Annotated in this window: 13 protein-coding genes; 2 read left to right on the forward strand and 11 right to left on the reverse strand. The window is 33.6% G+C overall.

Annotated features, from left to right (window positions below; all coding sequences use genetic code 11):
- Nucleotides 1-651: 651 nt before the first annotated feature.
- From FLV_RS01900 to FLV_RS01925, 6 genes are all read right to left on the reverse strand, one after another.
- Complete coding sequence (locus FLV_RS01900) at nt 652-3,348, reverse strand: InlB B-repeat-containing protein (protein ID WP_243230348.1); 2,697 nt, start codon at nt 3,346-3,348, stop codon at nt 652-654.
- 739 nt (nt 3,349-4,087) lie between these two features.
- A complete protein-coding gene (locus FLV_RS01905; RefSeq protein ID WP_243230349.1) occupies nt 4,088-4,849 on the reverse strand; it encodes a phosphatase PAP2 family protein in 762 nt (253 codons plus the stop codon).
- Nucleotides 4,850-5,689: 840 nt separating this feature from the next.
- Nucleotides 5,690-6,256, reverse strand: a complete 567-nt coding sequence (locus FLV_RS01910; RefSeq protein WP_243230350.1) for a YceI family protein — start codon at nt 6,254-6,256, stop codon at nt 5,690-5,692.
- A 37-nt stretch (nt 6,257-6,293) separates the two neighbouring features.
- Nucleotides 6,294-6,926, reverse strand: coding sequence for an NAD(P)H-dependent oxidoreductase (locus FLV_RS01915; protein WP_243230351.1), 633 nt, complete (start codon nt 6,924-6,926; stop codon nt 6,294-6,296).
- A gap of 14 nt (nt 6,927-6,940) precedes the next feature.
- On the reverse strand, nt 6,941-7,393 hold the full coding sequence (locus FLV_RS01920) for a MarR family winged helix-turn-helix transcriptional regulator (RefSeq protein WP_243230352.1): 453 nt from the start codon (nt 7,391-7,393) through the stop codon (nt 6,941-6,943).
- A gap of 289 nt (nt 7,394-7,682) precedes the next feature.
- Nucleotides 7,683-8,780 carry a polysaccharide lyase family 1 protein gene (locus tag FLV_RS01925; protein ID WP_243230353.1) on the reverse strand — a complete coding sequence of 366 codons (1,098 nt, stop codon included), beginning with the start codon at nt 8,778-8,780 and terminating at the stop codon, nt 7,683-7,685.
- A gap of 342 nt (nt 8,781-9,122) precedes the next feature.
- Here FLV_RS01925 and FLV_RS01930 point away from each other — a divergent pair, with 342 nt between their 5' ends.
- Nucleotides 9,123-9,998 carry a helix-turn-helix domain-containing protein gene (locus tag FLV_RS01930; protein ID WP_243230354.1) on the forward strand — a complete coding sequence of 292 codons (876 nt, stop codon included), beginning with the start codon at nt 9,123-9,125 and terminating at the stop codon, nt 9,996-9,998.
- A gap of 111 nt (nt 9,999-10,109) precedes the next feature.
- Nucleotides 10,110-11,000, forward strand: a complete 891-nt coding sequence (locus FLV_RS01935; protein ID WP_243230356.1) for an alpha/beta hydrolase — start codon at nt 10,110-10,112, stop codon at nt 10,998-11,000.
- 351 nt (nt 11,001-11,351) lie between these two features.
- On the opposite strand, the gene FLV_RS01940 is transcribed toward FLV_RS01935, so the two are convergent.
- From FLV_RS01940 to FLV_RS01960, 5 genes are all read right to left on the reverse strand, one after another.
- Nucleotides 11,352-11,930, reverse strand: coding sequence for a Crp/Fnr family transcriptional regulator (locus FLV_RS01940; protein ID WP_243230357.1), 579 nt, complete (start codon nt 11,928-11,930; stop codon nt 11,352-11,354).
- Nucleotides 11,931-11,988: 58 nt separating this feature from the next.
- Nucleotides 11,989-12,891, reverse strand: a complete 903-nt coding sequence (locus tag FLV_RS01945; protein WP_243230358.1) for a lysophospholipid acyltransferase family protein — start codon at nt 12,889-12,891, stop codon at nt 11,989-11,991.
- Between the two features lie 97 nt (nt 12,892-12,988).
- Nucleotides 12,989-15,010 (reverse strand): polyphosphate kinase 1, encoded by a 2,022-nt coding sequence (gene ppk1 / locus FLV_RS01950; protein WP_243230359.1) that lies wholly within the window; start codon nt 15,008-15,010, stop codon nt 12,989-12,991.
- A gap of 85 nt (nt 15,011-15,095) precedes the next feature.
- Nucleotides 15,096-18,764 (reverse strand): metallophosphoesterase, encoded by a 3,669-nt coding sequence (locus FLV_RS01955; RefSeq protein WP_243230360.1) that lies wholly within the window; start codon nt 18,762-18,764, stop codon nt 15,096-15,098.
- Nucleotides 18,765-18,776: 12 nt separating this feature from the next.
- On the reverse strand, nt 18,777-19,394 hold the full coding sequence (locus tag FLV_RS01960) for a Pycsar system effector family protein (RefSeq protein ID WP_243230361.1): 618 nt from the start codon (nt 19,392-19,394) through the stop codon (nt 18,777-18,779).
- Between the last annotated feature and the right edge of the window lies 1 nt (nt 19,395).

Genomic DNA, 19,395 nt, shown 5'->3' on the forward strand with positions numbered 1-19,395 from the left:
GAAAACGAAAAAGCCTTTAAACACTAGTGTTTAAAGGCTTTTGACTTTTAAAGTTTCTTCTGAAACTTCTACTGGCGGAGAAAGAGGTTCCGCTGATTTTATGTCAATCCCAGTCAATACAAGGGCTAAATTATATTACTTAAAAAAGGGTCACCTATAGGGTCACTCAACTTTCAGCGTATTAAAAATTACAATAGCAAAGATAAGAAATAAAGAATTGTTGTCGCAATTATCGCCCAGAAATTGATATTTTAAAATTGTTAAATTTTAATGAATTTATTAGTTTATTTTTTTAATTTTTACGGATAATTTTTTATCTTTCTTTATATATTTATCCTGTACGTTTCTTTAGCTGACCAAACAATTAAAAATATTTCGATTTACAGTTTCACGGGAACTTTGGTAAAAGAGATCTCAGGAGAAGTTGAATCCAAAGATGTAAGCAGCCTGTAAAAGGGAAGTTATGTGGTAAAAGTTATAACCGACGAAGTGACTTTTAATCAAAAGATTATCAAAAAGTAATTCGGTTAAAAAGTTAGAAAATAAAGAACCCCGCTTAAAGTGATTTTAGCGGGGTTTCTCTTTATCTCAAAGTTCTCCAAAAAATACTCGTCTAAAAATTTAGGAGGCTTTATTGAAGTCTGTTTAAAATTATTTAACGATTGCTTTTATTGTTTTTTGAATACCTTCAGCTTCAATGGTAACGAAATAAATACCTGATGATAAATTAGAATCATTTACATTAATTGTATTTTGTCCGGCATTCAATACGATACTTTTAGATGATACTCTTTGTCCATCAAAACGGATTAAAGCAATATTTGCTTTTTTGTTTTTTGTACTGTTGACTACCAAATTAATAATACTTTCTACTGGATTTGGTGAGATAGTAGCGTCTAAATACCTATTGTCAATAGCTTCAGAAGTATTTTCACTGGCAATCATTCGACTTGTTGAGGTTCCTGAACTACTGCAACTTGCTGTAGAAGGTAAATTTCCGGTAACCTCCAGCCAGTCTATAATGGCAAATTCTGAATTAACTGTAGTTTCTAATCGAATCGTATTTACACCGCCTGCCAGAGAGATTGTTGCAGATGAAGTAGTATTCCAGGTGTTCCAATTTGTCGTTTTTGGAAATGATAAGCTGGCGATTGCATTTGTACCATTTACCAGTACTTTTGCTACAGTAGCTGAAGAACTTCCTCCGTTAGAATATCTGAATTTAATGGTATAGGTGCCTGATTGAGGTACATTTACAGCGTAATTCACCCCTTTTGCACTAGAATTGGAAAGATTGATATAATACCCTCCATCGGCACCTGTGTAACTATTTTGACGTGACCCATCAGCACCGCAGTAGCCATTTGTAGTAGTGGTACTATCATCAATTCTTAATGTACTACTTCCACTTGTTATTGCTGTAAATGTAGCTGTAAGTGTTGTATTGGCAGTAATTGTGGCTGTGGTCGTCGCAGTTGTTGCACCATTGCTCCAACTTGTAAAAGTATAACCGCTTGCAGGAGTTGCTGTAAGTGTTACTACAGTTCCGCTTGCATAAGTTGCTGCATTTGGACTACGGCTAATTGAGCCTCCGGCTATTGGGCTTGAAGAAGTTGTCAAAGTATAAGTAGTCGATGAACTTGAAGTGAAATTAGCAGTAAGCGTTGTATTTGCATTTATTGTTACGGTTGTACTGGCAGTGGTAGCGCCATTGCTCCAGCTTGTAAAAGTGTACCCGCTTACCGGAGTTGCGGTAAGTGTTACAACAGTTCCGGCTGCATAAGTTGCTGCATTGGGACTACGACTTACAGAACCTCCGGCTGTAGGGCTTGCAGTAGTTGTCAAAGTATAGGTATTCGATGAAGTTGCAGTAAAATTAGCAGTAAGCGTTGTATTTGCATTTATAGTAACGGTTGTAGTGGCAGTGGTAGCTCCGTTACTCCAACTAGTAAAGGTATAGCCACTTGCCGGAGTAGCAGTAAGAGTTACAACAGTTCCGGCTGCATAAGTTGTAGCGTTTGGGCTGCGGGAGATGGTACCTCCGGCTGTAGGATTAGCAGTAGTAGTAAGGGTGTAATTTGTAACTGTTGTTCCTCCATATTCAATTGCACCTACATCAGGAGCAGACCCATTAAAAGTAATTCCGGTAGCCGTTACCCCTGTATTTATTAAATCGCTTCCGGCTGCTAATGCAACAAAATTTCCTAAATTAGGACTACCGTCTGTGTTTTTAATATTTGATGGGACACTCAATGAAACAAAATCGGCACTGCTTACGACCAGTCCTTTTCCGTTTGTACTCACATCATTAATCCACCAAACATTAGAATTGCCTACGTCAGTTCCTGTTTTTTTGTCACTATTTGGACAATTGTAGGATAAATTATTTCGAAATTGATGTGTTCCTCCTTCACGAAAACTGTAATTAGCATCAGCATTATTTACAGAGGTATTGTTTGACATTTCGATTGAACCTAAATTATTATTGTCTGTAAAACCATGATGTCCGTTTCCAAAAGCAACACAACGTCTGACAATATGATTTACAGAAATACCGCTTCCACCCAATTTAAATCCATTTTTATCTCCGTTAGCTGATGTTGTTCCGTCAGTAAGGGTACCGTTATTGTAGGCAACACAATTTTCAAACAGGATGATTCCAATTGGGCCTGTATCTGTTTTAGTATATAGATCCCAGCCGTCATCACTATTATTATGAGAAATACAACCTCTAAAAATGTTTCCGTTTCCACAAGTTAGTTTAGCAGCAAAGCCATCTGCATTTTCTGATGCGGCATCTTTATTGTCTAATGCTTCACAGTTTAGGATGAGATTGTTTGAAGGCCAGTTACTAATGGTTGTGAACGCCGTATTGTATCTGCTTAATTGTAATCCGGAATCTCTGTTTTTTTTAAAAATGCAATTGTCAATGGTATTGTTGTTACCCGATAGCAGCATTCCGTTATCTCCGGCATTTTGAATCGTAATTCCTTTAAAATACCAATAACTTCCGTCAAGTACAATACCTCGGTTAGAATCTGCTAATGCCTGACTTGCAAAATCAATAATTGGGATTTCACCGTTATAAGCTTCTATACGTTTAAGTGAATTAGCAGAACCCGTATTTGTTCGTGCAATTAAAATTGTAGCACTTCTAAAATAAGAGCCGCCCCGCATGAAAATAGTTTGACCTGAAGCCACCTGAGTTATGGCATTTTCAAGAGTCGTAGGGCTTGATAAAGTTCCTGGGTTGCTGGCTGAACCATTAGGAGAAACATAAATTTGTGAAAAAACACAAAATGGAGAAAGTAACATTGCTAAATACAATGTTTGTAATTTTTTTTTCATGATAATCAATTTTGGTTAAGAATAGTTAGGGATAAAAAACAATAGATCTGTCTGTTTTTGTAATCCAATCTAATTTCATTTCAAGTATTAAAGGCATGCTACTTTATACTACTATTATTTTAAAATTAGAATTTTCTTTACATCCTTATTATCATCAATCAAAAAGGTCAAATGATAAAAGTACTAAAACATTCGGAATCATTATTTTTTGATTATCAATACATTAAACTAGCTTTGAAAAATGTAATCGATTGCACAAATGTAGTATTTTTTTTATTATAAAAAACATAAAACATAAAAAACAGTAATAAATTTTGTGAAAAATAAAATTTTATCAGCAAGTAAATTACTAATTAATAATATTTTAATTCTTACAAAAAATGCTTAAGTATTTAGAGTGTTATAATTTCATGCATGCGATAAAGACCCAAATTATAGTCGGGTTACAAAATCGCTTCAAATTTCTCCAACGCTAATTATTAAATTTCAGCTAATGTTTTATTTACTAACTGTACTTAATAAAAATCAGTCAAAACAGTCGGCTAAAATTTTCAAATCTTCCAGTAAAAGGTTTTTATTTGCTCCCTCTCAGTTCACCAAACCGATCAGATATCTTTTAGACATTTGATCGGTTTTTTGTTTAAAATCTAAATTTTTGCTAGTTATTTTGTTTTTTTAGCAATTCTTCGATTCTGAAGAAAATCTGAATAAAAGGACTCTTTATTTAAATTAAATCATCTTAAAATGTTTTAAAATAGCAGATTGTGAAATTCTTTCCGTCGTATGACGGGGCTATAAAAGATGTCGATTTATTTTGTTCACTATGAAATAATTTTCTTGAAATATAGGGATTCATCCAATAGGCAATTTTGGTACTCAGAATTCCAATTCCTGCACCTGCAGCTACATCTGTAAGCCAGTGCCTGTTGTTGTACATTCGAAATATCCCAGTACCTGCAGCCACCGCATACCCCGCCACGCCGTACCATATGGATTTGTCTTTATATTCCTGATATAAAAATTCAGCGCCTGCAAAAGCGATAGCGGTATGACCAGAAGGAAATGAATTGTTGGAAGATCCATCCGGGCGTTCTACATTAGTAACCGACTTCAAAGCAAAAACAGATCCAACGGTTATGATTGTTGAAGTCGCCAGAATTACAGATCGGTCCCGCATATTATTTTTTCCCTTGACCCCAAACGCATTAAGCGCATAAACAGAAACAGCAGGAACATATCTTGAAAAATCATCTATTGTAACCTTTTGATCAATGTCCTCTGTAAATTCGTCACGGATTTGAAAGTTAAAACTTTTAATCTGCCCGCTTTCAGCTCCCCAAAAACCATATCCTATTAAAACTCCTGGGATAATAAGCTGTTTGTAATTGAATCTTATGTTATGTGCTGTATCATTTACTATAGAATCCTTTTGATAGATATTCTGACCTAATATCGAATGAGACACAAATAGTAAAATAAATAAAAAAATAATTTTTCTCATCAAATATTTAATTTTATTGTTGCAACTATTAAAATCTCTTTTGTTTAGATTTTATTAAAGATATCTTTATTATAAACTCACTTTTGCTATTGTCATAAATGTATTAATTATTGAAATATTTAAATATATTTAAAACAAATTTATTGTTTGAGATAACTCTTCAATTTTTCAAATCTTTACATTTACCCACATCTCTTATTTTTTTGTTTAGATTAAAAAGTTAATTACAAAAAACCTTATTATTGATTTTGATTAAACCTTTTATGGTTATAAAGCTTTCGTCGTATCTGAATTTAAAAAAATATAACCCATATCATTCAGCAATATTAATTCATCTAGTATGTTTGCTTGATTTTGTCTTTCAGCGGATTTATCTCGCAATTTTTTTCTGAACATTACAAATGGATTTACTAAAATTGTTAAATTCTAAAGTGTAGCTCTTGTTATAATTTTCAGCGAGTTTTCGGAGAATTTTGTCAAAAATTACTGATGATGTTTCCATGACATTTGTTTTATTAAATATATGAAAATTGATTCAATTTAGATTTTTTTAAATACTGAAACTATTATGAGAATTAAAATTCGAGGTGATGTTTTTACTTTTCTCTATATTTAATTTATATACATAGTATGATCAATAACCTATATTTTGATAACATTCATCAGGATAATTAGAAACGACAGAAATTAAAGATTTATCGAGTTTACAATTTGATTGAATGCATAATCATACTTAACTTTTTCTTTCCATAAAAAATGCCCCAAATAGTATCTAACTTTTTGGGGCATGTTCATTATGAGACTGTTTTTGTTTTTTATATAATCGCTAATTCTTAAATGTTAGAATTTTAAAGCTACTGTCAATTCGAAATCGTCATTGATAGTTTTGTCTCCTAAGTTTTCAAAGAAGTTACCAGAGTTGTATTTGATATCGTATTTAGTTCTGTCAACTTTGAAAGCTGTTGTAGCAGTGTTTCCAGCTACAGTAATATCAAAAGTTACAGGTTTAGTGATTCCTTTGATAGTTAAATCAGCAGTTACAGTGTAAACGTCAGTTGCTTTAGCTCCGATAGTTTTGAAAACTAATTTTGCAGTTGGGAATTTATCAGTTCCAAAGAAATCGTCAGCTTTTAAGTGACCATTCAATTTTCCTTGGTATTCACCAGTTAAATCAGTTGCAGTTAATGAAGTCATATCAACTGTAAAGCTTCCTCCGGTTAATTTTTTTCCTTTGAAAACTACAGCTCCGTCTTTAAAGTTTACAGTTCCAGAGTGCTCTCCAGTTACTTTTTTACCTACCCATTTGATAGTAGATGCTTTAACGTCGATTTTTTTAGTTTGAGCATTTACTGAAATACTAGCTGCTGCTATGAATAATGCTATTGCAATAGTTTTTAAATTTTTCATGTTTAAATTTTAAGATTTGATTTTGGATTAATAATAATTATAGTGTAATAAATAATTCTTCTTGTGATTTTCTAACTTTTTTATAATGTTGCGTATCATCATCTTCATGTCTGTAACCTACAGTGGCAATAACAGAAGCGTTTAAGCCTAATTTATCGAAACCTAGAATTTCGTTGAATGCAGCTGCATTAAAACCTTCCATTGGAGTTGCGTCAATTTTTAATTCAGCAGCAGCGCTTAGTAAGTTACCTAAAGCAATATAAGTTTGTTTAGCTGACCAATTGTTTCTTGTATCTGTTGGCAAATTAGTTATTGCTCCTTTCATCATATCACTGAATCCCGCTAAAGCAGCAACAGGAACACCTCTAGTTTGGCTGATATTATTGATGTAATTGCTTATAGCTTCATCGCCAATATTTAAGTCATTTGCAAAAATGAATAGTTGAGAAGCATCTGTAATTTGAGTCTGACCATAAGCAGCAACTTTCAATTGTTCTCTAATGTCTGGATTCTCAACAATAATTACTTTGTATGGCTGTAAGCCATATGAAGAAGCGCTTAATCGGACAGCTTCTTTAATAGTATTTAAATCTGTCTCTGATATTTTTTTGGTTGCATCATACTGTTTTGTTGCATATCTCCAATTTTGATTTTCTAAGAGTGTACTCATATTTTATTATTTTGTTAGGTTCGGTATTTTTCCAGTAATGTGTTTAATATTTCTAATTCTTCAGAACTTATGTTTTTTGCAAAATAACGTTCGTGTTCATGTATTTTTGGATCTAATTCTTTTAACAGATCCAATCCTTTTTGTGTTATTGCTACTTCTATTTTTCTTCGGTTACCTAAACAAACATTTCTTGTAACAAGATTTTTTAATAATAGTTTATCTACTAATCTTGTCGTATTGCTTGTTTTTGCTAGCATACGTTCCTGTATCACACGCATATTGGCAGGATTTGCTTTTTGGCCTCTCAATATACGCAATACGTTATATTGCTCTTCCGATAGAGCATATGGTTTTATGGACTCGTTGAAATGATCCTGAATCAAATTTTGTGTGTACATAATATTCAGAATAACTTTTTTCTCATTATTTATCATAACTGTACTTTTTATAACCTCTTCAATTGTCATGGCAGTAAGTTTATAATTTGTATATACAAATATACTCTATACTATATTTGTATATACATATATTAATGCTAATTTTTTGTTAATAAAAAATAAGTAGTGATAAAATGTAACAATAGTATAAATTTAAGACTTTACTGAAGTTAAGAAATAGTATTTGATAGAAAATAGGGGAGTAGTAGGTTTATTGTTTTTTGATATTGAAGTTTCATTTTTTCATGACTAAAGTGTTTATCTTTAGTGTAATAGAGCTGCCATGAGAAGGCAGCTCTATTTTTAGAGATATTGCTTATTAAAACGAACCACAAATATTTCCCGAAAAAGTAGCTCCTGCTCCAGCAGAAATATCTGCCTTTACTACCGATGCATCCAAAGTTACTATCGAATAAGGAGGGGTAAATGCGGTATTACTTCCTGCTGTATTTCCGGTAGTGTTGGTAAAAATATTTCCTACTGCCGTTACGGCGGTATATCCTGCCATTAAATCAATTGGTGTGTTAACATTTTCAAATACATTATTTTCTACACGAATACTGGATTCTTGACCAGCCATAATGCACTGAGCACTAGCTGAACTGTTAAAATAACTATTGATGATATGCACCTGACCGTATCGAACTCTTGGCATTCTGGCTTTACAGCCGCTAGCCCACCAGCAGCGAGCAAAGGTAACTTTATATGTTCCACGATCTTGTGGACGATTGTCACCAGATCCTATTAAATTAGAGAATCTATGATCATCCGATCCTCCTGAACCACCAGCTCTTGGAGCTTTGAGGTAGTTGAATTTGGTATAAGAGATCGTAATATAATTAGATTGGTTTTTGATGTCTAAATTTCCGTCGACTCCATCTCTAAATTCACAGTGGTCTACCCAGACGTTCTGGCTGCTGTCAATAACGGCACTATCCCAGCCATCCACATCATAAGCTCCCGGTCCTTCAAAAATCAGGTTTCTGATGATAAGATTCTGGCATCTTGCAATACTTATAATGCCTGAGTTTGCTTTAGTTTGATCGGTAGATACCAATTTAGCACCGCTGGTACCGTAAATTGTCTTACCAGTCTGATCTTTTAGACTTAATCTTGTTGTAATACTGATAGTACCTGTAACTTTAATCACTTTTACAGTTTTGCTCTCAACTGCGGCCTTTAACTGTGCATAAGTGCTAACCGCGGTTTCAGCGGCATTGCCGCCTCCTGTGGTTCCTCCGTTTTGCGATGCCCAGCCGGGAACTTGGTCACAATTGCCTACTTTGGCCGTAAGTCCGGTAGTGGTTTGTACTGTACTGCTTTGATCGTTTTGGGTAGCAGTCTCTTCGTTATTGCAGCTTGCAAAACCGAACATCAGTGTTAGTAGGAACACCGAGAATGTAGATTTCATTTTCATAATTAAAAATTTGGGTTTAAATAATTTTCAAATTTGTGTATAAAATATTACAAAAAATGTGAACTAATTCATCTTTTTTTTACGACTATCCTAAAGTCTAAAATAAAAAGAGCCTGAGAATCCCATACTTTTAATTTTACTAAATAAATATTACTTTATGGGACTGACGTTGACCATAAACAGCTTAGAAGGTTTAAAGAAAAAAAATAATATAGTTGAGATAGATTTAGAAGTCTTTAGAAGTTATTTTTTAGAACTATTTTAATTCATTTTCGATTACATAATATTGTAAGTGCTATAACTCAAATTGATTATCTTTGTTTTACAATTTTATAACATGATATGATTCCAACATATAGGATTGAGGATTTTTCTTCAGATAAAAAAATTGAAAACTTATTTAAATTAGAACGATTTGAAAATCTATCATGGCCTAAAGATTTAAAATGGCCGCACAAACACGATTTTTACGAATTAATCTGGGTGACTGAGGGGACATTTACTCACACTATAGATTATCACGATATCCATATTGAAACAGGTACCCTACTTATAACTTCACCGGGGCAAATTCATTTATTAAGTTCACCGGAAAAGGTCAAAGGATATAGTATCTCCTTCACAGAGCAATTTCTGCTGACACATCAGACACAAGAGTCCATTTTTGAACTTACATTTTTGGAAGAAAGTTTTACCAAACCATACTTATGTTTAGATGAAAATGCTAAAGATGAACTCAGAGCGATTGTTGATCCAATTACTGAAGAGTTAAACAGAGAAGTAAAAGTACCATTAATAATTAATGGATTGCTACTAGTTTTACTTAATCGAATTCAGAGGTTAATGAGTAAAGCACATACAGATATATCGGATTCATTCCATGTACAAATTCACAAAAAGTTCAAAAAGTTAATAGAGCAATATTATACTGAAGAAGCAGATCTGGCATTTTATGCAGACAAACTAAACATTTCTGCCAACTATCTCAATAAGATCGTTAAAAATTTAACAGGTAAAACTGCAGGTGTTATGGTTCGCGATCGTGGATTGACAGAAGCAAAACGGATGTTGGTTTACTGTAACCTTCCTGTAGGGGACATTAGTGAACAACTTGGTTTCAAGGATTTTTCCTATTTTTCTCGTCAGTTTAAAAAGCAAGAAGGACTTTCTCCGACCGAATACCGTAAATCGATGTTTAAAAAATATCTAAACAAATAAAAGCTGTTTCCATGTTTGGAACAAAAAGTACCAATAGTCGACCATTATGTCCTAACATATAGCTCCTTTTCCTTCAGAACTTTGTGCTATTATAAATTTAATTATAAAAGCATGTATAAGGAACTTAAAATTGCTCGAAATTATTTCAAAACTTATCTTGATTTTGATGCATCAATCCCTGAATTGCGTATTCAGGCTAATAAAATGTACGCTACATTACCAGTAGCGGACGATATCAAATATGAAACAGTTGCTGTAGGAGATATAAAAGGAGAATGGACAATCTCACCAGAAGCCCGCGATACTCATGTTTTATATTATATTCATGGAGGAGCTTTTCTCTTTGGAAGTCCGGAAACACATCGTGGTGAGATAAGTGAACTTGGAAGAGCTGGTAAAATGAAAACGTTTGCCATAGATTACCGTTTAGCACCGGAGTATCCTTTTCCACAGCCTCTAGAAGATATTTTTGATGGATATTTGTGGCTGTTAGACCAGGGTTATGATCCTAAAAAAATAATAATTGCTGGTGATTCTGCAGGTGGAAATGCTACTATCAATTTAATGTTTTTTGCACGTGACCGGAATGTACCTTTGCCTGCAGGAGGGATACCAATCTCTCCATGGATTGATTTAAGTCAGAGTGGTGAAACTTATACTACTAGGGAAGGTATTGATCCTGTGGTTAGCCTTTTGGGTATTCAGACACAAGCAGCAGCTTATTTAGGTGGTTCTAACGCAAAACTTCCATTAGCTTCTCCTATTTATGCAGATCCTCATGGTCTTCCTCCGATGTATATAATAGTTGGAGAAGCCGAAGTAATGCTCAGCGAATCATTAACGTTTACGCACAACGCTGTTATGGCAGGTGTCCATGTAAGACTCGAAGTGTGGCCGAAAATGATTCATAATTTCCCTTTATGGCATTCAATGCTACCTGAAGGCAGGGATGCAATTAAAAAAGCAGGTGAATTTATGATATCTCTAACCGGAGGAATCTAAAGTATACAAATAACAGATGCATTGTATGATATAGATTACGATATCAGTTTCTGATCAGGAATATACTTGAACTAAATTAGGTATATTCCTTTTCTTTCATAGACTTTTACAAATGCCAATGCAATTGATTATAATTGGAGATTTTCAATGAAACAGACTTTTGGAAGTTCACAATGCAAAAAAAACTTAAAAGCAAGGAATTATAGTAAATGCTAGGGTTCGAGGAAATAGAGTAGAGGCATTGGATGCACTGCCAATACTTCGATATAGTTAAAAAAGAAGCTTGTTCCACGGTTATGAAAAATGGACATGTAAAGCCTGGTGTGGACTAAAATTATTATAACATTCCATTTATTTCTCAATAGCAATTTTACTTCTTATTTTACTTAGAAATTCTCGGGTAATACCAAGATATGAAGCAATGTGAAGATTGGAAAGCCTGTAATGTATTGGAAATTTTTCAGTAAAATCAATATAGCGCTGATGAGCTGTTTTACTTAAATTATCGATCATTCTTCTTTGCAGCGCAACCAGGGTTTTCTGTGTCATTATCCTAAATAACTTTTCAATCTGAGCGATGCTTTGATAAGCGAATTCCTTATCTGTTTTTGATATTATTAGCACCACACTATCCTCAAGGGCTTGAATATAAAACTCGGATGGTTTCTCATTAGTAAAGCTGTCAATATCGGTGATCCACCAGTTTTCCAATGCAAAATAAAGAATCTGTTCAGCCCCTTTATTATCAATATGGTAGATTCTGAAAATTCCTTTAACTACAAAACCTTCAAATTTACAGATTTCACCTTTTTTTAATAAACAGCATTTTTTCTTAACTTCTTTCAATTGAAATAAATTACAGAATGAATCAATTTCTGCTGAGGAAGAATTAATATGACTCTCGATATATTTTTTTAGAGATTCTCTCATGATGGCTTTGCTTTTGTAATTAAATTGCCCACTTGTCAATTATGGATTAGGAGATGTTTTAAATATTTATTTGTGCTTTAACGGATTTATTCAGCCATCTTTTTTTATATTCATTTTTGTAAATGTGTTTCCAGCGTTTATGACTCCAGAGATAATTTTCAGGATTTAAAACAATGGCATTTTCGAGTTTTTCTGCAAAAACTTTTGTAATAATGCCGGTATCATATGTTTTTGAAAAATCAAAAAGCGGTTCGAGAACAAATTTATAATGGCCTCTTTGCGTAGAAACTATCTTTGCAAAAAGACTTGTTGTCCTATCATGTGCGGTGTTGAGTTCTGTGCCGCTCAAGAAAGCGGTTCTTTGCGATAAAAACGAAGTCCAATAACTTTTTTCGGGAATCTTGGGGCTCTGATCTGCAACTAAAATCAATACATGGCGTTTGTCTGAAAAGGCTTTTAAATCTCTTCTCATATTTTTTGAAGATACCATTTTTGATCCAAAACGATTTCTGATTGTCAGCATTAAATCATTGGCCATTGCATTTTTCAAAGGTTTATAAGCCACTACTATATTTTCATTTTTAAAAGCAGAAGCAATATGTGCATTTGCCCACTCCCAATTGAATTGGTGACCAAGATAAATGTGACAATTTTGATTTTTTTCCAAGACCTTCTTCAGCTCAGAGTAATCTGCTGTTATATGGGATTGCAGTTTTTTTGGGGACATTGAAAGCAGTTTTATCGTTTCAATAAAATTATCACAGAAATTTTTGTAGAATTTTTTTTCAATATCCTTTTTTTCAAAGGTACTTAGGATAGGAAATGAATTAGCAATATTCTCAGCCACTACTTTACGACGATATTTAAATAAAGTATAAAGAAGGTAAGCGCATAGATCTGAGAAAATATATAAAATTCTTAATGGGATTAATGAAATCGGATAAAGTAGTAAGGCGATCATTATTTTGGTTTATAATTATTTTTTTATTTGAAAAATCTGGAATTAGCAAGCACTCAATTTTTACATTCAAGAAAACCAGCAGATGATTTCTTGAAGTTTAGACTATACTTTTGTTGTTTTGTGCAATCCAGTGGTAAATTTCCGATTGAGAGCGTCTAATGTTGTTTTTGTCTATATGAATAGGATCATTAAATCCTTGGTCATTTATTGTTCTTTTTTTTGAATTATCCTCTAACTGAAGTTTAAGTATTGTTTTTATCTGTTTTATATGTTCTTCTTCTTTTAATGGAAAACCGACTTCAATTCTTCTGTTTAAGTTTCTGTCCAACATGTCAGCAGATGATAAATAGATTTTTTCTTTTCCATCATTTGCAAAGCTGTAAATTCTGCCATGCTCTAAAAACATATCTACAATACGATAGATTTTTATGTTTTCGGTTTGATCTTTAATTCCAGGCAACAGCGTACATATTCCACGTACTAATAGTGTTATCTCAACGCCAGCCTGGCTCGCTTCTATAAGTTTAGCGATAATTATTTTTTCATCAATTCCATTTACTTTTAGTAGTATTGACGCTGCTTTTCCTGCCTTCTTGTTTTTTATTTCATTTTCAATCAGATCAATAATGCCGTCTTTCATGTTAAAACCAGCTACCAAAAGGGTTTTTACCATTTTTGCTTTTTCCTTGGTTTTTAAAAACAGGAATACTTTTTTTAAATCGGTTGTGTATTTTTTTTCAGAAGTAAAAAAACCAAAATCAGAATAAATACTGGCAGTGGTTTCATTAAAATTACCAGTCGATAAGTAACTGTAAAACTTATTTTTGCCATCTTTGTTTTTCATTGTAACCATCGCCACTTTGGCATGAACTTTTAAATTAGGCATACTGTAAATAATTTTAATGCCTGCTTTTTTCATCTCTTTGGACCAGAACAAGTTGTTGTTTTCATCAAATCTGGCTTTTACTTCTACAAAAACGGTCACTTTTTTTCCGTTTTTTGCAGCACTTATCAGTGCATTGGCTATCAATGATTGTGAGGAGATACGATATAGGGTAATTTTTATTTCGGTAACATTTTTATGAATTGCAGCCTGATTAAAGAATTGCAGTACATAATAATAGGATTGGTATGGAAAATGAATTAATTGGCTCTGCTTGTCAATGGTTTCAAAAATCGAGGTGTTATTCTCAAAAGCCAGATGCTTTAAAGCAGGGTAACTTTGATCTTGAAGTTTTGGTTTTACCGGATTTGGAAATTTAAACAAATCAAAGAGATTATGATGGCTGCCTCCTTCAACCATCTCATTTTCCCGAAGCCCAAATGCTTTTTTACAAACTAAAACAGTTTCATGATCCATATTAAAATCGTAGAGAAACCGTGTCGAGGAGCCAGATTTTCTCTGCTCAATTTTCGCTTTAATTTTCGCAATTAAATCCCCCGAAGTTTCATCTTCAATTCTATAGTTTTCGTCCCGATTTAATTTTATAGCATTGCAGCTGACAACTTGTTCTAAGGGAAATATAAAGGAGAGACATTTCTTGATAATGGTGTCAATAGAAATAATATAGTGGGTATCTTCTAAACTGTTTAAAAGTTGATAACGTTCGATTTTGTCCGAAGGAATATTCAGGTAAGCATAATTAAACCTTTCATTGGTATCTTTTAGTTTTACCAGCAAATACAATCCTCTGTTATCCAGGAAATAAGGTTTTGGATTGTTTTGTGAAATATAAATGACCTGAATATAGGACAATATAATACTCTTAAAATAATATTCGATTTGCGTTAAATGCTCGTTTATAATTTCCTGATTTTCATAAAAAACTATTTTATTCTCTGCTAATTCAGGTAATATAGTATCCTTCCAAATCATCCCGAATTTATTTTGTTGCTGCTTAACTTCTGATAAAATTTGGTGCAATAGTCTGCCGTTTTTTTGTGAGTCTCCCAGTAATTTATTGACTTTTACCCTGAAAAACTCATCTAAATTGGAAGAATGAATGGCTAAGAATTTAATGCGCTCATACAGTTGATTATTCTTGTCAGCAGCTTCATCTAAAATGCAGCTGTTGAAAGAAAGCCAGGAAATTTCTGAAGGAATTATAGTATTGTGCATTGTTTTTATTTTATTAATTAAATGATTGAGAGAAATCAACTTCCTTTTACATCTATGATAGAATATGGTAAGTATTTATTAGGTTTTAAAATTGAAAACCTAAGGCAAAAGCGACCCTTAGGCCATCTATAGAATTAAACACGCCAAGATTTGCTGTGAGTAATTCTACTCCATTGATAAAAAACCCACCGCCGTAAGAATTGTTCCATTTATTAGAATTATCTTCTTTTATCCAAATCCTTCCATAATCAAAACCCCCATAAATACCTAATCGTATTGGGATAAGTGTTGTTTTCATACTGCTGAATGTATACCTTATGTCAGTATTGTGAAATAAGGATTGCTGTCCTGTAAAACGTTCGTTTCTAAACCCTCGCAAGCCGTTATTACCACCAATGGAAGCGGCCTGATAAAATTCAAAATTATCATTGAAAATAATGTGGCTTTTTATTTGCGTAGCCAGTACTAATTTTCCCGAGGAATCCAGTTTATGATTAAAGCTCACTTCGGGAATTATATAGACGAAATTTCTTTTGCTATTTTCAAGACTTGAGATAAAACCAACTTCTAAAGCTGTTTTCATTCCTATAGTGGGAAAGGCTTTATTGTCGTAATTTTCAAATTGATATTTTGAATTGATTCCTGCAAACTGATTTTTTTGAAAAATTGTATTGGGTAATTCGCTGTTGTTATCAATAAATCTGCCCTTTGTATCATCTACTTCTACTGATTTATAGGATAAGCCAAATGCGAGATCGCCACCGCCATTTGCTCTCCATACCAGTGACGGTGCAAAACCAAATTTCCGTACTTTTACGCGATTGTAGTCTAGGCCATAAATATCGTCATTGTTTTGAGTCTCATTACCATATCCAAAAAAGTTCTGGCTGAAATTGGCACTTTGAAAATCAGACTCAATTACAAGGTTAAATTTTCCAATTACATTAGCAAATTCTCCTTTATAACCCAGCTCAAATCCATTGGTTGCAAAATAATAAGCTCCCTTAAACTGGTGTCTTGCCGTAAAAGGATTTCGTTCAAAACCATAGCCCGTATAAATATCATTCAGCCCAATTTTTAATCCATCATCCGGATTTGCACCTAGAAGTGGAATAATTTGATTGGTATTGAGTTTTAATTTCTTATAATCATATGTATTTACATTATAGTCATCTCTGTATTTTACACTAGCATTCTCTACGTTTTCAATCGTATTCTTTTTCGTTTTATAATCGTAGATGTATATATTTTTGCCATTCTCCACGATAAACTCATCATTGTTCTGCCCGCCTATAAGACGAATTTTTATTTTTTTGCTCTTACCGGTAACTTCAAAATTGTCTTTATCGTCAAGTCCGTAAATCCAGAGTTCTTTAGTGAGTTTAGGATCGTAAATTTTACGAAAGGACAGCTCTCTAACGTCATTTTTCTTTTTTCTGAATACAGATACAATGGTACTATCTCCGCATTCTATTGTGATGAAATCATCTTTGTTGGTTGCAGTTATAACAGCATACTTGTTTACTAATTTAAAATACCGGTCTGCTATTTTCTGCAGGTTATCTTTTCTTGCCAAAAGCAGCTGCTTTATAGATGCAGTAGTTAGATCATTGACTTCTTTTGGAATGTTTTGAAAAGCATTTTCGATTACCTCACTGGTCAGATTATTTTGTATTAAACGGACCTGTTTGTCCCAGATAGTTTTATCTGCCGCCTTTATAAAGGCCATGTCAAGCGGATAGGGCTCTATATTAAAACCTCTGACATCTTTTAAGTCTTCACTGTATTTTCGCAGTAGTTTTGCCGGCGGTATTAATTTTACGGCAGCCCCTAAAATAAAGCCATCTGACATTTTAGAAAAAGCCTGATCGCGGTCTCTGGGCAATGGCCTGAAAACGGTTTTCCCGTTTTCATTAAACTCCAGCCATCTCCATTGGTCCTGATGCCTGTCCCAGTCATTAATGAGCATATCAAATAATCGTGCCCTGATATAAGCCGCTTCGTCTACTGTTTTACTTTCATCTGAATGTAGTTCTAATAAAAGGTCTGCCGTACTAATTACATTACCGGTGAAATTAGAATCTGTAAGCTCGATATTACCCTCTGAAGCCTGCTCTTCCAAAATGTATAATTCATCTCCAAATTCGTCATTAAAATCGCCTAATGCTTTTTGTTTAGGTATGTAATACAATTTTGGATTTAGATGGTGAACTCCTATTGCCTCAGAAAGTGCGGGTATTACTAATGGAGCATAAGGATAAGAACCTGTAAAAACATCCATTATAAAACTTTCTGAGGCTGTGTTTTTAAATTTACCCTCTACATATTGATCTTTGAAAAAACTGGACTGAATGAATTGGCTGGCATTTTTTTTCATTGCCCGTATCACATACTGCCTTCCGTCTTTGGTTTTTAACCGCAGTGTTTTAGACTGATTTCCGCCGCCTTTTCTAACCGGTGTCAGTCCGCCCAGAAGCGTATCAAGATCTGCTGTTTTTACAGTTACCGGAATGCTGTAAAGATCTCTGTATTTTTCTCCCCACAAAAATTTATAAAAGCTGGATTTATCAGTTGCTTTTTTATCATATATACAGCTGCTGACCTGGGAAGGGAAATTAGATTCAAATGTTCTGTCCTGTTTTTTGGTATCAGGTTCTAAAACACATGACTGGTAAACCACTGTACTGTTATTACTGTTGATAAAGCGTACAAATGAAGATCCGTCATCAAAAACATCCACGATCGAATAGCCATTTACTCCATAAGAAAACCTGCCTCCTTTTCTATTTCTGGTTTCTGAGGTTTTTGAACCCGAGCCGCTGATGATTTGATGCAGATTATCCTGAACAATATACTGCAGACTGTGTTCATGACCTGAAATAAAAATCACCTTATCGTTCTGTTGGGCTGCAGCGACTAAATTCTTTTTTAATTCATTATAAAATTTATTCTGTATATCGGCATTGGCAATACCGCTGGTTTCCCGTATTAAGTTCTTTGCACTTCCTAAAACAGGAAATGGTTTTAAATAACTTTTAAAAGAGTACTGACCGCCGTGAGGGCCATTGCTGAACATAGGATGATGAATGGCAACAAAGGTTGTTTTTCCTCTTGCTTTTTTAATTTCACTTCTAAATTCGTCTAAAAAAGCAGCTCTTGTTTTTATGTCACAATCTTCATTTATGGTCGGCTCCTTATCCCAATTGGTTATATACCACTGCGAGTCGACAATGATCAGCACGATATCATCGCTTATATCTACCGTCTCTACTGCGCAGCCGTTTTTAGGCAGAAATGATTTTTTACCCAGTTGTTTTTCTACAAACTCCTGCTCTCTTTTTAGTCCCTGAACACCTTGGCTGTACCAATCATGATTACCCGGAATAAAAATAGTTTTTCCCTTAAAAGAAGAGGTTATATCAATTTGTTCCTGCAGTTTTTTCTTGGCCTCATTTCCTTTATTGTCTTCTTTTTCAGGCAGTCCGGCCGGATAAATATTGTCGCCCAAAAAAAGCAATGTACTATTTTTTGAGGCTGTTTTTAAGTTCTCTGCCAGTGCATTTGATTGATGTATACTATCGCTTACCAAACCGTTGCCTGCATCTCCAATAAGAAAAAAAGTATGCACTAATTTTTTGTCATTTGGATAAATTTCCTGCTGAGTATTGGAAGAACTGTATTGTGGTTTAAGAGTAGCACATGATTCTATTAGCAATGCTACTATCAAAAGATATTGGAGTGGGTGTATTCTCATAATTATTTTTTGTTATCTAAATTTGAAAGCGATTAGAAAAGCCAGAACAGAAATAAAAATTCCCAGCATAAAGATGTTGTAGGTGATTCTCAATAATCGATATTTTTTTTCCAGGATTATTCCCAGATGATATAAATCTTTAATCATAGAATTGTATATATACTGACTATCTTTGATTAATTCATTCATTGCCCAATTATAATCTTCGTAAGGCATTTTATAAAAATTTCCAAAAAACAAAAGATTTACCTTTTTCTCCTTTACTTCATTTTTTGTAAAACTGCCTTTTGTGACATTAGGCCTGGTGGCCAGAATAGCAAATACCATTGAAGCTACACTGGAGACAATTAAAATTAATGTTGGTATGACTAAATTTACATTTATCGGATTGTCCAGTTTTGGAATAATCTTTGAAAGCGAGATAGAAATGATTATAGCATTTACAGATAATAAGATATGAGCTTTATTGTCTACTAAACGGCTTAAATTATTGTGATTGCTAAGTGTAATACGAAACATAGTATCAATACCTTTACCTGATTTTTCTAATTTTGGTTGTTTGATTTTTTTATCATTTTCTGTTAAAAATGATTTTTCTAACTGATCATTTTCAGGTCCACTTTCTTTCATA

The sequence above is a fragment of the Flavobacterium pectinovorum genome, from assembly GCF_022802975.1.
Classification (GTDB): Bacteria; Bacteroidota; Bacteroidia; order Flavobacteriales; family Flavobacteriaceae; genus Flavobacterium; species Flavobacterium pectinovorum_B.

Coding starts and splice junctions, on each gene's coding strand:
- FLV_RS01900 (WP_243230348.1), bottom strand. CDS start 3,348: ATGAAAAAAAAATTACAAACATTGTATTTAGCAATGTTACTTTCTCCA.
- FLV_RS01905 (WP_243230349.1), bottom strand. CDS start 4,849: ATGAGAAAAATTATTTTTTTATTTATTTTACTATTTGTGTCTCATTCG.
- FLV_RS01910 (WP_243230350.1), bottom strand. CDS start 6,256: ATGAAAAATTTAAAAACTATTGCAATAGCATTATTCATAGCAGCAGCT.
- FLV_RS01915 (WP_243230351.1), bottom strand. CDS start 6,926: ATGAGTACACTCTTAGAAAATCAAAATTGGAGATATGCAACAAAACAG.
- FLV_RS01920 (WP_243230352.1), bottom strand. CDS start 7,393: ATGACAATTGAAGAGGTTATAAAAAGTACAGTTATGATAAATAATGAG.
- FLV_RS01925 (WP_243230353.1), bottom strand. CDS start 8,780: ATGAAAATGAAATCTACATTCTCGGTGTTCCTACTAACACTGATGTTC.
- FLV_RS01930 (WP_243230354.1), top strand. CDS start 9,123: ATGATTCCAACATATAGGATTGAGGATTTTTCTTCAGATAAAAAAATT.
- FLV_RS01935 (WP_243230356.1), top strand. CDS start 10,110: ATGTATAAGGAACTTAAAATTGCTCGAAATTATTTCAAAACTTATCTT.
- FLV_RS01940 (WP_243230357.1), bottom strand. CDS start 11,930: ATGAGAGAATCTCTAAAAAAATATATCGAGAGTCATATTAATTCTTCC.
- FLV_RS01945 (WP_243230358.1), bottom strand. CDS start 12,891: ATGATCGCCTTACTACTTTATCCGATTTCATTAATCCCATTAAGAATT.
- ppk1 (WP_243230359.1), bottom strand. CDS start 15,010: ATGCACAATACTATAATTCCTTCAGAAATTTCCTGGCTTTCTTTCAAC.
- FLV_RS01955 (WP_243230360.1), bottom strand. CDS start 18,764: ATGAGAATACACCCACTCCAATATCTTTTGATAGTAGCATTGCTAATA.
- FLV_RS01960 (WP_243230361.1), bottom strand. CDS start 19,394: ATGAAAGAAAGTGGACCTGAAAATGATCAGTTAGAAAAATCATTTTTA.